This is a genomic window from Pseudomonas sp. 10C3, from assembly GCF_036346185.1.
GTDB lineage: Bacteria > Pseudomonadota > Gammaproteobacteria > Pseudomonadales > Pseudomonadaceae > Aquipseudomonas.
Map to the genome: position 1 here is coordinate 41,910 of NZ_JASJVE010000011.1, position 13,013 is coordinate 54,922.

The 13,013-nt window shown below is 59.0% G+C and carries 14 protein-coding genes; 11 read left to right on the forward strand and 3 right to left on the reverse strand.

Annotated elements, in window-relative coordinates; all coding sequences use genetic code 11:
* Positions 1 to 100 precede the first annotated feature (100 nt).
* Positions 101 to 556, reverse strand: coding sequence for a MaoC family dehydratase (locus QN399_RS12310; RefSeq protein ID WP_322182195.1), 456 nt, complete (start codon positions 554 to 556; stop codon positions 101 to 103).
* Between the two features lie 205 nt (positions 557 to 761).
* Between QN399_RS12310 and QN399_RS12315 the strand changes: the two genes are divergently transcribed.
* Genes QN399_RS12315 through QN399_RS12325 form a run of 3 tightly spaced genes read left to right on the forward strand, consistent with a single transcriptional unit; the run spans position 762 to position 2,438 of the window.
* The gene (locus QN399_RS12315; protein WP_219062691.1) at positions 762 to 1,124 is read left to right on the forward strand and encodes a CidA/LrgA family protein; all 363 of its coding nucleotides are present in this window, start codon (positions 762 to 764) and stop codon (positions 1,122 to 1,124) included.
* Positions 1,121 to 1,837: an LrgB family protein gene (locus tag QN399_RS12320; protein ID WP_322182192.1), complete on the forward strand. Its 717-nt coding sequence runs from the start codon at positions 1,121 to 1,123 to the stop codon at positions 1,835 to 1,837. The genes QN399_RS12315 and QN399_RS12320 overlap by 4 nt, the downstream gene beginning before the upstream one ends.
* A 10-nt stretch (positions 1,838 to 1,847) precedes the next feature.
* On the forward strand, positions 1,848 to 2,438 hold the full coding sequence (locus QN399_RS12325) for an LON peptidase substrate-binding domain-containing protein (protein WP_322182190.1): 591 nt from the start codon (positions 1,848 to 1,850) through the stop codon (positions 2,436 to 2,438).
* A 4-nt stretch (positions 2,439 to 2,442) separates the two neighbouring features.
* Here QN399_RS12325 and QN399_RS12330 read toward each other — a convergent pair whose 3' ends face one another.
* Entirely contained in the window at positions 2,443 to 3,783 is a 1,341-nt protein-coding gene (locus tag QN399_RS12330) for a bifunctional DedA family/phosphatase PAP2 family protein (protein WP_322182188.1), read from the reverse strand.
* Between the two features lie 3 nt (positions 3,784 to 3,786).
* A complete protein-coding gene (locus tag QN399_RS12335) occupies positions 3,787 to 4,470 on the reverse strand; it encodes a DNA-3-methyladenine glycosylase (RefSeq protein WP_322182186.1) in 684 nt (227 codons plus the stop codon).
* Between the two features lie 279 nt (positions 4,471 to 4,749).
* Between QN399_RS12335 and QN399_RS12340 the strand changes: the two genes are divergently transcribed.
* The 8 genes from QN399_RS12340 to QN399_RS12375 are packed head-to-tail and all read left to right on the forward strand — an operon-like array spanning position 4,750 to position 12,779.
* Positions 4,750 to 6,021 carry a glutamate-5-semialdehyde dehydrogenase gene (locus QN399_RS12340; RefSeq protein ID WP_322182184.1) on the forward strand — a complete coding sequence of 424 codons (1,272 nt, stop codon included), beginning with the start codon at positions 4,750 to 4,752 and terminating at the stop codon, positions 6,019 to 6,021.
* A 49-nt stretch (positions 6,022 to 6,070) separates the two neighbouring features.
* Positions 6,071 to 6,730, forward strand: coding sequence for a nicotinate-nucleotide adenylyltransferase (gene nadD / locus QN399_RS12345; RefSeq protein ID WP_219062819.1), 660 nt, complete (start codon positions 6,071 to 6,073; stop codon positions 6,728 to 6,730).
* A gap of 58 nt (positions 6,731 to 6,788) precedes the next feature.
* Positions 6,789 to 7,220 carry a ribosome silencing factor gene (rsfS, locus tag QN399_RS12350; RefSeq protein ID WP_257604395.1) on the forward strand — a complete coding sequence of 144 codons (432 nt, stop codon included), beginning with the start codon at positions 6,789 to 6,791 and terminating at the stop codon, positions 7,218 to 7,220.
* Positions 7,221 to 7,229: 9 nt separating this feature from the next.
* Positions 7,230 to 7,697, forward strand: a complete 468-nt coding sequence (rlmH, locus tag QN399_RS12355) for a 23S rRNA (pseudouridine(1915)-N(3))-methyltransferase RlmH (RefSeq protein ID WP_322182181.1) — start codon at positions 7,230 to 7,232, stop codon at positions 7,695 to 7,697.
* A 19-nt stretch (positions 7,698 to 7,716) separates the two neighbouring features.
* Positions 7,717 to 9,612 (forward strand): penicillin-binding protein 2, encoded by a 1,896-nt coding sequence (gene mrdA / locus QN399_RS12360; protein WP_322182179.1) that lies wholly within the window; start codon positions 7,717 to 7,719, stop codon positions 9,610 to 9,612.
* A gap of 31 nt (positions 9,613 to 9,643) precedes the next feature.
* Positions 9,644 to 10,747, forward strand: a complete 1,104-nt coding sequence (gene rodA / locus QN399_RS12365; RefSeq protein WP_322182881.1) for a rod shape-determining protein RodA — start codon at positions 9,644 to 9,646, stop codon at positions 10,745 to 10,747.
* Between the two features lie 17 nt (positions 10,748 to 10,764).
* The gene (gene mltB / locus QN399_RS12370; protein ID WP_322182177.1) at positions 10,765 to 11,775 is read left to right on the forward strand and encodes a lytic murein transglycosylase B; all 1,011 of its coding nucleotides are present in this window, start codon (positions 10,765 to 10,767) and stop codon (positions 11,773 to 11,775) included.
* Positions 11,775 to 12,779, forward strand: a complete 1,005-nt coding sequence (locus tag QN399_RS12375; protein ID WP_322218111.1) for a septal ring lytic transglycosylase RlpA family protein — start codon at positions 11,775 to 11,777, stop codon at positions 12,777 to 12,779. The genes mltB and QN399_RS12375 overlap by 1 nt, the downstream gene beginning before the upstream one ends.
* The last annotated feature ends 234 nt before the right edge of the window (positions 12,780 to 13,013 follow it).

Below are 13,013 nucleotides of genomic sequence, written 5' to 3' on the forward strand. Positions count from 1 at the left end.
AGTCGCTTTCACACAGCCGCGGGCAGTATGACGCAGCTATGTGGTTGCTTTATAGAGGCAACGAAACAGCCGGTAACAGCTGTTTCGCTTTTTAGTGGTCTTACACGAAGCACAACGACAGGGGTTCAGCGACGAAGGCCGGCTTGTCCTGGCCCTCTATTTCCAGCGTTGCCGTGGCTTTGAGCAGCCATTGGCCTGGTTTCTTTTCGGTGACTTGAGTCATGGTTACGTTGAGCCGAACCCGTGAGTTCACTTTTACCGGTTGGATAAAACGCACGCTGTCCAGGCCATAGTTGATCACCATTTTCAGCCCTTCGGGCACTACCAGCAGGTCTTCCATCAACTTCGGGATCAGCGATAGCGACAGAAAGCCGTGGGCGATGGTACTGCCGAAGGGGGTTTTCGCGGCTTTTTCAGGGTTGACGTGGATGAACTGGAAGTCGCCGGTGGCTTCGGCAAACAAGTTGATGCGCTCTTGGTCGATAGTGAACCACTCGGAACGTCCCAGTTCCTTGCCTTCATAGTTCTTCAGCTCTGCAACGGGTACAAAGGGCATAGATACTCTCCTTGTTGTCATTGGTTTTTGTGGGTATGGCTGTCGCGCTCAGTGTTTATAGGCGTCGGATTTTTCACCGTGCCAAGGCCTAAGATCAGCATGGGCTTTAGGGATGGTCAAGGATGTATGCCTTTGGCGAATGCTGATTTATCAGCCGTTACCGCAGCGTGCCTATAATGGCGTCGCGAATTTGCTGGAGTTTCTTATGTTGCTACGGGGTCTGACATGGCTGGTGTTGTTCCAATTGGTGGGCACCGCGCTCAATCACCTGTTCTTGCCAATACTGCCCGGGCCGATCATCGGTCTGGTGTTGTTACTGATTTTTCTGATGACGCGCGGCGAAGTCAGTGAGCCATTGAGTCTGGCCGCCAGCAGCTTGTTGCGTTATCTGCCGCTGCTGTTGGTGCCGCCCGCCGTGGGGGTGATGGTCTACGCTGCCGAGATTGCCGCCGATTTCTGGGCCATCGTCGGATCGTTAGTGCTGTCGTTGCTGCTGTCCTTGGCGTTCGTCGGCTGGCTGATGCAGAAGCTGGTTCTGCGCCAGTCGCGACGCGGGGAGTCCTCATGAACATGGATTGGAATGGCGCCTGGAACGCGGTGATCCATCATCCGCTGTTCGGCATTGCGATTACGCTGGGGGCGTACCAGTTGATGCTGGCCGCATACGAAAAAACCCGCTGGATATTTTTGCAGCCGGTGCTTATCTCGATGTTGCTGGTGGTCGGCATTCTGGTCAGCTGCGGTTTGAACTATGCCGAGTACCGCAAAAGCACGGAAATCCTCAGTATTTTGTTGGGGCCTGCGACGGTTGCACTGGCGGTCCCGCTTTATCTGAACCTGCGACGTATTCGCCAGCTGTTCTGGCCGACTTTTACTACGCTAATCGTGGGCGGAGTACTGGCGACATCCCTGGGTGTGACGCTGGGCTGGCTGTTCGGTGCCGACCACATGATCTTGATGACCATGGCGCCCAAATCAGTGACGTCGCCGATTGCCATGTTGGTGGCCGAACAGATTGGTGGCGTCGCACCACTGGCGGCGGTGTTCGTGTTGATTACCGGGGTGATCGGCGCGATTTTTGGCCCTGGTCTGCTGTCCCTTCTTGGGGTGGAGAATCAGGCTGCGCGCGGCATGGCCCTCGGTTTGGCCGCGCATGCCGTCGGCACCTCGGTGGCGTTGCAGGAAAGTGAGGAGTGCGGTGCGTTCGCCGCCCTGGCAATGAGTTTGATGGGCGTCGGCACGGCGGTATTCCTGCCATTGGCCGTTACGCTGGTCGTTTAAGGAGGCTTCCATGGTGTTGCCATTATTTCCTCTCAACGCAGTGCTGTTCCCGGGGTGCATGCTCGATTTGCAGCTGTTCGAGGCACGCTATCTGGACATGGTTAGCCGCGGGATGAAGCAGGGCGAAGGCTTTGGCGTGGTATGCATTCTTGACGGCGAAGAAGTCGGGCAGGCGCCAGAGGGCTATGCGCTGGTAGGTTGCGAAGCGTTGGTGCGGGATTTTCAGCAGCAGGACAACGGCTTGCTGGGGATTCGCGTGGAAGGTGGGCGCCGTTTCCGCGTGGTCAGCACTCAGGTGCAGCGTGACCAGCTGATTATGGCTGACGTTGAGTGGCTGGATGAACTGCCGGAGCGCCCGTTGCAGGAAGCGGACGCCGATCTGGTGGCCTTGCTTGCCGCCTTGGCCGAGCACCCGATGGTTGCCGCGTTGAACATGGGCGTTACGGCCAGCGGGCAGCAATCGCTGGCCAATCAGCTGGCTTATCTGCTGCCCTTCACCGAAGAAGACAAGGTCGAGTTACTGGAACTCAACGATGCTCAGGAGCGCCTGGACGCGATTCAGGACCTGCTCGATGAAATACAGGGTGACGTGCAGGCCTGACGCGTTAGTTAATCGCGCCCGTGGGGGCCAGGTACTGATAACGCAGCGCCGCGTGGGACAGTGAATGCAGGGCGAAGTAACCGTACAAGGTGACCAGCGCTGGCAGGATCAGCCACCACACCCTTACGGGCATGGGCTCAAGCGGTGTTTTACGCTGTATGAAGGACAGGCTGGCTGCGCAGAGGCAGAACGCGAGCAGGGCCCCGGCCAGCACATCAGACGGCCAATGCACCCCCAGATAGACCCGCGACATGGCAATCGACAGCGCCGGAATACCGCCCAGCAATAACCAGGTCAGGCGCAAACGTACCGGCTGACCGCGTCCCGCCAATACTGCCAACGCCATAAACAGCGCGAATGACCCCGAACTGTGCCCGCTGGGCATGCTGTAAGTGGTGAGCGGGTCGATCAGTACGTCGGGACGCGTGCGGGCGAAGAACCCTTTCATTCCTGTATTGGCCAGTGCCGAGCCCACGGTCACTGCGCCAGCAAACATCGCCTGTTTCCATTGCCGGGTTGCCAGCAACAGCACCAACAACAGGCTGACGACGGCCACTTGGGTTTTGAAGTCGCCCAGCCGAGTGATCATCACCACGAACTGATCAGCCGCTTCACTGCGATGTTCCTGCACCAATGCCATCAAGCCCTGATCGAAGTGCGTCAGGTAGGGCCAGCCGAGAAATACCCCAGCGAGCATGACAAGGCTCAACACGGCGATCAGCGGGGTTGCATAGCGCTTCCCGCCAAAGCTGCTGTGGATACTGACGCCGAGCAACACCGCCAACCCACCACCGATCATCCCTGCCTGTGACCAGAAGCCCTCGGGCAGTGGCAAGCGCATGGCCGCGCCGGTGGCCCAGCCCGGCAGCAGGTACGCGAGGGACCAGCCAGCGGCCGCGATCACGCTGACAGCAGCAAAACGCGGGAAAGGCATGTCGAACATGCCTGCGACCATGGGCAACATGGGTCGCAGTGGCCCGATAAAGCGTCCGACCAGCAGGCTGGCAATGCCGTAGCGCTGGAAGTAGAGCTCCGCACCGCCTATCCATTCCGGGTGATGACGCAGCCCGGGCAGGCGGCGGATGTTCTGGTGAAAGCGCCTGCCGAGAAAATACGACAGACCGTCACCCAGCAAGCCGCCACAAAAGCCCAGTAAAAGTGTTTCGCCCAGTGACAAGGCACCACTGCCGGCCAGCACCGCGACAGTGAACAGAAGCACGGTGCCCGGCACGATGATCCCGGCGATGGCCACGCATTCAAGGAACGCCACCAAAAAAATCGCTAGACCCAGCCACGAGGGGTTTGCGCTCAGCCAGCCGGTAATGCCATCGAGCCATGGGCCCATGTCTCAGTTTCCTTGCTTGAGTAAAAAGTAATCGCGGCCTTCGACCTGGCCGCGTCGCAGCGGGTTCCGCGTGCAATACCGGGCGTAGGCGGCGTCGACGAAACGGTACATCAGATGCTCGTCGCGGCCCTCGGGGATGCCCAGTCGTGTGGTCTGGATAATCTGCTTGGGCTCGGCACCGACATCATCGACGAACAGGTGCTCAAGGTCGAAGCGTTTGGCGTCCCAAGTCGGGACTTTGAGCCCCAGGGCCCTGCACAGCAGGGTTTGACCGGCACACAGACGCTCGGGCGGACGCAGTGCTCCCTTGGCATCAGGGTTGTTCAAGAGCATGTGCGCGAGACTGTTGCCGTCGGAAAGTTCGTCGACCCACGGATACGCGGACTTGATCAGCACGGCATTGCCCGGCCCTTCGGCGCTGAAGTTCAGCGAATCGCCGCCGCGGGCATAGTACATATAGATGTGCCCGCCCTCGAGAAACAGCGCTTTGCGTTTTTCGGTGTAGCCCAATGACGCGTGGCTGCCTTTTTCTGCGCAGTAGTAGGCTTCCGTCTCGATGATCCGAGCCGACAGCCACAACGCATCTGGGCCATTGCCCACGCGATGACGAATCACTTTGCCCAGTAACGCCCGGGCGAGGACTTGCGCATCTCGGTGGAAAAACGAGTCCGGCAGGGGGGTGGGCATCGGTGCTTACGGTCGTCGAATGGCAATCAGGGCGGCGATGATAACAACAACTGTCTTAATCAAAGCTGAATGACGGTGTGCCGGGTATTGATGAGTATGGCTGCGGGGCCTCTTCGCGAAGGCGTTATATCAGGTGCCGGCGTGAGGTTTTGGGTGCTCCAGAGGGCTTTTTATCCCGACTTTGCTCGGGTTATCGACCATCCGCCTGCCACCGCTGTCGTTACACGGGCTCGACAGCTATAATCGGCCGCTTTCCTCTCCGCCAAGACCTCTGAGACCATGACTGAGTCCGTTCTTGACTACATGACCCGTTTGGGTCGCGCCGCCCGCGAAGCTTCGCGAGTGATCGGCCGCGCCAGCACCGCGCAGAAAAACCGCGCCTTGCAAGCCACCGCTGACGCTCTCGATGACGCCCGGACCGAATTGTCTGCCGCCAATGAGCTGGACTTGGCGGCCGGTCGGACCAACGGCCTGTCGCCGTACATGCTCGAGCGTCTGACCCTGACGCCGGCACGCATCGATAGCATGATCGAAGGTTTGCGCCAGGTGATCAGCCTGCCGGACCCGATTGGCGCGATTCGCGACATGAGCTATCGGCCGTCGGGCATTCAGGTCGGCAAGATGCGTGTGCCGCTGGGTGTGGTGGGGATTATTTACGAGTCGCGTCCGAATGTGACGATCGATGCCGCGAGCCTGTGCCTGAAGTCGGGTAACGCCACGATTCTGCGTGGTGGCTCTGAAGCCATTCACTCCAACCGTGCCATCGCCGCCTGCATTCAGCGCGGCCTGGCGGTTGCCAATTTGCCGGCGGCCGTGGTGCAAGTGGTTGAAGTGACGGATCGTGCGGCAGTCGGCGCGCTGATCACCATGCCCGAGTACGTCGACGTGATCGTTCCACGCGGCGGCAAAGGCCTTATTGAGCGGGTCAGTCGCGATGCACGGGTGCCGGTGATCAAGCATCTGGACGGCATCTGCCACGTTTATGTCAGTGCCCACGCCGATCTGCCCAAGGCTCAGCGCATCAGTTTCAACGCCAAAACCTACCGTTACGGCATCTGCGGCGCGATGGAAACCTTGTTGGTGGATCAGGCTGTTGCTGCCGAGTTTTTGCCGCCAATGGCCGCGCAATTTCGCGAAAAAGGTGTCGAGCTGCGCGGTTGCGAACGCACCCGCGAGCTGATTGATGCCCTGCCAGCAACCGAAGAAGACTGGAACACCGAATACCTTGCGCCGATTTTGTCGATCCTTGTGGTGGCGGATCTGGATCAGGCCATCGAACATATCAACCGCTATGGGTCGCACCATACCGATGCCATCGTCACTGATCATCAGGGCCAGGCTCGGCGTTTCCTGGCCGAAGTGGACTCCAGTTCGGTGATGATTAACGCCCCGACCTGCTTCGCTGATGGCTTTGAATACGGATTGGGTGCCGAGATCGGCATTTCTACTGATAAGCTGCACGCCCGCGGTCCGGTCGGTCTGGAAGGTTTGACCTGCGAGAAGTACATCGTGGTCGGCGATGGTCAGTTGCGTGGCCAGGAGCCTGTCTGACTTGGCCGATCCCGAAAAACCCGCTGCGCAGGTGCCACAGACGCCAGGCCTGCCCAGACGTATCGGTATGCTGGGCGGCACGTTCGACCCCGTGCACATCGGCCATTTGCGCAGTGCGCTGGAAGTCGCCGAGTTGCTGGGGCTTGATGAGTTACGCCTGACACCCAGTGCCAGGCCGCCTCATCGCGACATGCCAAGCGTCAGTGCGCAGCACCGACTAGCGATGGTCAAGTGCGCGGTGGCCGGTGTGCCTCCTTTGACGGTGGATGACCGAGAGCTGCAACGGGACAAACCGTCGTACACCATCGACACCCTGGAACTGATGCGGGCCGAGTTGGCCGCAGATGACCAGTTATTCCTGTTATTGGGTTGGGATGCCTTTTGCGGGCTACCGACCTGGCATCGCTGGGAAGAACTGCTGGAGCACTGCCATATCGTGGTGCTGCAACGCCCGGACGCCGACAGCGAGTCGCCTGACGCCATGCGTAACTTGCTGGCGGGGCGCGCAGTCAGCGATCCGAAGGCCCTGAAAGGGCCGGGTGGACACATTACATTCGTCTGGCAGACGCCGTTATCGGTGTCTGCCACCCAGATCCGCCAACTGCTGGCCAGCGGGAAGTCGGTACGTTTTCTGGTGCCAGACGCGGTACTGGCCTATATCGACGCGCACGGGCTGTACCATGCGCCGAACACTCAGGGGACCCTTTGAAACAGCCTCTCTAGATGGCGTTTCAGGTCCTCATACACACGAGCTGAATGAGTTTTTTATGACGAAGCAAAATAGCGAAATCCTGATCAAGCTGGCAACGGCTGCACTGGAAGACATCAAGGCCCAGGACATCCTGGCGATCGACGTGCGCGACAAGACCAGCATCACTGATTACATGCTCATCGCCACAGGTACCTCCAACCGCCACATCGCCTCGATGGTCGAGAACGTGCGCGACAAGGTCAAGGCTCAGGGCTTCAAGCCACTGGGTGAAGAAGGCAAGGGCGACAGCGATTGGGTTCTGTTGGACCTGGGCGACATCATCGTGCACGTAATGACCGCCAGCGCCCGTCAGTTCTACGATCTTGAGCGTCTGTGGCATGGTGCCGAGCAAAGCCGTGCAAGCCATGGCAGCCACGATGCGAACCCGTTTGACCCAATGGCAGCCGACAAAATGTCATTCGACAACACGCCGTCTGACAAAGAGTAAGGGGTTGCTGTGCGTCTGCGTTTGATCGCTGTCGGTTCGCGCATGCCAAAGTGGGTGGAAGAAGGTTGGCATGAATACGCCAAGCGTATGCCATCCGAACTGGCGCTCGAACTGGTGGAAATTCCGCTCAATACCCGGGGCAAGAATGCCGACGTGGCGCGCTTCATCCGCCAGGAAGGCGAAGCCATGCTGGCAAAAGTGCAGCCGGGCGAGCGTATCGTCACCCTCGAAGTGCACGGTAAACCGTGGAGCACCGAGCAATTGGCGGTCGAACTCAATCGCTGGCGTCTGGATTCGCGCACGGTGAATCTCATGGTCGGTGGCCCGGAAGGGCTGGCGCCGGAGGTTTGCGCGCGTAGCGAACAACGCTGGTCGTTGTCCCCGCTGACCTTGCCGCATCCACTCGTGCGCATCCTCATTGGTGAGCAGATGTATCGCGCCTGGACTGTTCTGTCCGGGCACCCTTATCACAAGTAGTCGTGTGAACACGCCCTAAATGTCCCAGCCGATTCGCCTCAAGGACCATGAGAAAGATGCCCGCCTAGTGCGCGGCAGAGTCGTGGTCGGGGCTGTGGCGGTGGTGGTGCTGGTGTGCGTGCTGATTGCGCGGCTGTATTTCCTGCAGGTCATCCAGTACGAGTATCACTCGACCCTGTCGGAGAACAACCGGGTTCATGTTCAGCCGATTCCGCCACCCCGTGGGTTGATCTACGACCGCAATGGGGTGGTCGTCGCCGATAATCGGGCCAGTTTCAGCTTGAGCATGACCCGCGAGCGTTCTGGCGACTGGGAGCAGGTGCTGGACGTCATTGTCAGCGTGCTGGAATTGACGCCTGATGATCGGGTGCTGTTCGAAAAGCGCATGAAGCAGGGGCGACGGCCATTCGAGCCGGTGCCCATTCTGTTTGAGCTGACTGAAGAGCAAATTGCCCGCGTTGCCGTCAACCAGTTCCGTCTGCCCGGCGTTGAGGTGGTTGCGCAGCTGGTTCGCCACTATCCGCAGGGTGCGCACTTCGCGCACTCGGTGGGTTACATGGGGCGGATCAACGAGAAAGAGCTCAAGGTGCTCGACCCGGTCAATTACAGCGGCACCCACCATATCGGCAAAACCGGCATCGAGCGTTTCTACGAGCCGGAGCTGCATGGTCAGGTGGGCTACGAAGAAGTTGAAACCAACGCCCGCGGGCGAGTATTGCGTGTGCTCAAGCGCACCGATCCTTCGCCAGGCAAAGACATCGTCCTGAGCCTCGACATCAAACTGCAGGAAGCCGCCGAAATTGCATTGGCCGGGCGTCGCGGTGCGGTGGTCGCGCTTGATCCGCGTACTGGCGAAGTGCTGGCGATGGTCAGTCAGCCGAGTTTCGACCCTAACCTGTTTGTCACCGGCATCAGTTTTAAAGCCTATGCCGAGCTGCGGGACTCCATTGACCGGCCCTTGTTCAACCGTATTCTGCGTGGCTTGTACCCGCCGGGTTCGACGATCAAACCGGCTGTTGCTATCGCCGGGCTCGACAGTGGCGTCGTCACGGCATCCACTCGGGTGTTTGACCCGGGCTATTACCAATTGCCGAACTACGACCACAAATATCGCAACTGGAACCGCACGGGCGATGGCTGGGTCGATCTGGACACGGCGATCATGCGCTCCAACGACACCTACTTTTACGACCTGGCGCACAAGCTCGGCATCGACCGGCTGTCGTCGTACCTGAACAAGTTCGGGATCGGGCAGAAGGTGTCGCTGGACATGTTCGAAGAGTCGCCAGGCTTGATGCCGTCGCGAGACTGGAAGCGGATTACCCGGCGTCAGGCCTGGTTTCCTGGTGAGACGCTGATCCTCGGTATCGGTCAGGGCTATATGCAGGCGACCCCGCTGCAACTGGCGCAAGCGACTGCACTGGTGGCCAACAAGGGCAAGTGGAATCGTCCGCACCTGGCAAAAACCATCGAGGGCTTGCCGCCGGTAGACGCAAACCCGATGCCGGACATCGTGCTGCGTGACGCCTCGGACTGGAACAAGGTCAATCACGGCATGCAACAAGTGATGCACGGCGCCCGTGGTACTGCGCGCAAGGCTGCGATCGGTTCGCAATACCGAATTGCCGGCAAAAGCGGTACAGCTCAAGTGGTGGCAATCAAGCAGGGTGAGAAGTATGACCGCTCCAAGATTCAGGAGCGTCACCGTGACCATGCCCTGTTCGTCGGCTTCGCCCCGGCGGATAACCCGAAAATAGTCGTGGCAGTGATGGTGGAGAACGGCGAGTCCGGTTCTGGCGTCGCGGCCCCCGTGGTCCGCCAGGTGATGGATGCCTGGTTGCTTGGCCCGGACGGTTTGCTCAAACCTGAGTACGCCAGCACCTCAAATGCGGAGGCTTCGGCCCGTGAAGAGTAATTTCGACCGCATCCTTTCCAGCGAGGACGTGATGCGCCGTCGCGCCAGTTTCCTCCAGCGCATTCATATCGATGGGCCGCTGCTGATCCTGTTGCTGACCCTGGCCGCCGGCAGTTTGTTCGTGCTGTATTCGGCCAGTGGCAAGAATTGGGATCTGCTGATCAAGCAGGCGACCTCCTTTGGTATCGGCCTGGTGTCGATGTTCATCATCGCGCAGCTCGAGCCGCGTTTCATGGCGCGCTGGGTACCGGCCGCCTACGTAGTGGGGCTGATGCTGCTGGTGGTGGTGGACGTCATGGGCCACAACGCCATGGGCGCGACCCGCTGGATCAACATCCCCGGCGTCATTCGCTTCCAGCCTTCCGAATTCATGAAAATCATCATGCCGGCGACCATCGCCTGGTACCTGGCCAAGCACACGTTGCCGCCGCACTTGAAGCACGTGGCCTTGAGCCTGGGGCTGATCGGTCTTCCGTTCATCCTTATCGTGCGCCAGCCGGACCTGGGCACTTCTTTGCTGATCCTGGCGTCGGGTACGTTTGTACTGTTCATGGCCGGCCTGCGCTGGCGCTGGATCATTGGTGTGCTCACCGCAGCCGTGCCGGTGGCGGTCGGCATGTGGTTTTTCTTCATGCACGACTACCAGAAACAACGAATCCTGACGTTCCTCGACCCGGAAAGTGACCCGCTGGGCACTGGCTGGAACATCATTCAGTCCAAGGCGGCGATTGGTTCTGGCGGCGTATTTGGCAAGGGCTGGTTGCTGGGTACGCAGTCGCACCTGGACTTTTTGCCGGAAAGCCACACCGACTTTATTATTGCTGTGTTGGGTGAAGAGTTTGGCTTGGTGGGTATTTGCGCCCTGTTGCTGATCTATGTTCTGTTGATCGGTCGAGGGCTGGTGATCACCGCTCAAGCTCAGACGCTGTTTGGCAAATTGTTGGCCGGTAGCCTGACAATGACGTTTTTTGTTTACGTTTTCGTCAACATCGGTATGGTCAGTGGCCTGTTGCCGGTTGTAGGTGTCCCATTGCCATTCATTAGCTATGGCGGAACCTCGCTGGTAACACTGTTGTCAGCGTTTGGGGTTTTGATGTCGGTCCATACCCATCGTAAGTGGATCGCACAGGTTTGATTAAGGTGAACAACTCAATGCAAGTAATGCGTAGCTGGGCTGCTCGATATGCTCCGTTGGTCGGCCTGGTGGGCATCCTTGGTTCAGTGCAGGAGGCGGCCGCAGGCGATTACGACGGCTCGCCGCAAGTGGCTGAGTTCGTCGGCGAAATGACCCGCGACTATGGGTTTGCCGGTGAACAGCTCATGGCTGTTTTTCGCGAAGCAGAACGTAAACAGGCCATTCTCGACGCAATTTCTCGTCCGGCCGAACGGGTAAAACAATGGAAGGACTACCGGCCGATTTTCGTCACTGATGCGCGTATTGCGCGTGGCGTGGACTTCTGGCGTCAACACGAAGCGGTCCTTGCACGTGCCGAGCAGGAGTACGGCGTACCGGCACAAGTCATCGTTTCGATCATCGGAGTGGAAACGTTTTATGGTCGCAATACCGGCAACTACCGCGTAATAGACGCCTTGTCGACGTTGGGCTTCGACTATCCGCCGCGTGCCGACTTCTTCCGCAAGGAGCTGCGCGAGTTCCTGATGCTGGCCCGTGAAGAGCAAGTCGACCCCCTGACGCTTAAAGGCTCGTACGCCGGTGCTATGGGATTGCCGCAGTTCATGCCCAGCAGCTTTCGGGCGTATGCCGTGGATTTCGACGGTGATGGCCACATCAATATCTGGACCGATCCGGACGATGCGATCGGTAGCGTTGCCAGCTATTTCAAACGTCACGGTTGGGTCGCGGGCGAGCCGGTTGTGAGCCTGGCGACGGTGCGCGGTGAGCATGCCGACGAAGGTTTGAGCCCTGGAATCGATCCGGTAAAGAATGTTGGGGAGTTGCGAGCGTTGGGGTGGTCGAGTCATGATGCGCTGCGCGATGATATGCCGGTGACCGCTTTCCGGCTCGATGGTGAAAATGGCCCTGAATACTGGATGGGCCTGAAGAATTTTTATGCAATCACGCGCTACAACCGCAGTGTGATGTACGCCATGGCCGTGCATCAACTGTCTGAACTGCTGGTCCAAGCACGGGGCGTCAAGTAATGCGGGCATTGCCGATTCGCAAACCACTAAAGTTCCTGGCCTTCGCAGCCTTGACCATCCTGGTGGCCAGCTGTTCGACCAGCCGCTCGCCACAGAGTACGGCTGTGCGTTCGGCCCCAGGTCTGGATATCAACCGTGCGCATAAAGATGGTGCGCCATGGTGGGATGTCGATGTCTCGCGGATTCCGGACGCAGTGCCGACCCTGCATAACGGCCCCTACAAGGCCAACCCCTACACCGTATTGGGCAAGACTTATTTCCCGCTGTCTGACTCCAAGCGCTACGTAGCGTCGGGAACCGCGTCCTGGTATGGCACCAAGTTCCACGGCCAGGACACAGCCAACGGTGAAAAGTACGACCTGTACGGCATGAGTGCCGCCCACAAGACGTTACCGTTGCCCAGCTATGTTCGCGTGACCAACCTGGACAATAACAAGAGCGTGATCCTGCGGGTCAATGACCGTGGGCCGTTCTATTCCGACCGGATTATCGACCTGTCCTACGCGGCCGCTAAAAAGCTCGGTTACGCCGAAATCGGTACTGCGCGGGTCAAGGTTGAAGGTATCGACCCCCAGGAATGGTGGGCGCAGCGCGGACGTCCAGCGCCGCTGATGCTTGAACAACCGCAAGTCATCGCCCAGGCTGCGCCGCCTGCCTTTACGGCTTCCACTGGAACGGTCGAGCAATATACGCCACCGCCCCAGCAGCACGCTGTGGCAGTTCCAGCCATGCAAATTGATGCAAAAAAAAACGCTTCCGCACAAGCCTCTGGGCTGTATCTCCAGGTGGGAGCTTTCGCCAACCCGGACGCTGCGGAACTCCTGAGGTCGAAGTTGAGCGGGATGGTGCAAACTCCAGTGTTCGTCAGCTCGACAGTACGCAGTCAGCAAACGCTGTATCGGGTGCGGATGGGGCCGATAGACACTCAGGGTGAAGCCCAGCAATTACAAGCCAGCGTCCGGTCGGCCAATCTTGGCCAGCCGAGCGTGGTGACGTCGGATTAATAATTCAACCCGGGTTGGTTCAGGGTTGATGTGCAGTTGTTTGGCCGACGGTGACTTGCCGACAGAGCAAGCGATACATGCAACTGTTCACAGGACAGTCTGATCAATCAGGCTGTTTTGTAAGCCAGGGGTAATGCCTGGCGTCGCAGACCGGATGAAAACGTCATTTTTTCGCCAGTCAGATTAGCTTTGCCCGCGAGGGCATGTTTGCCCATTAGCAATTTCGAGAGACGG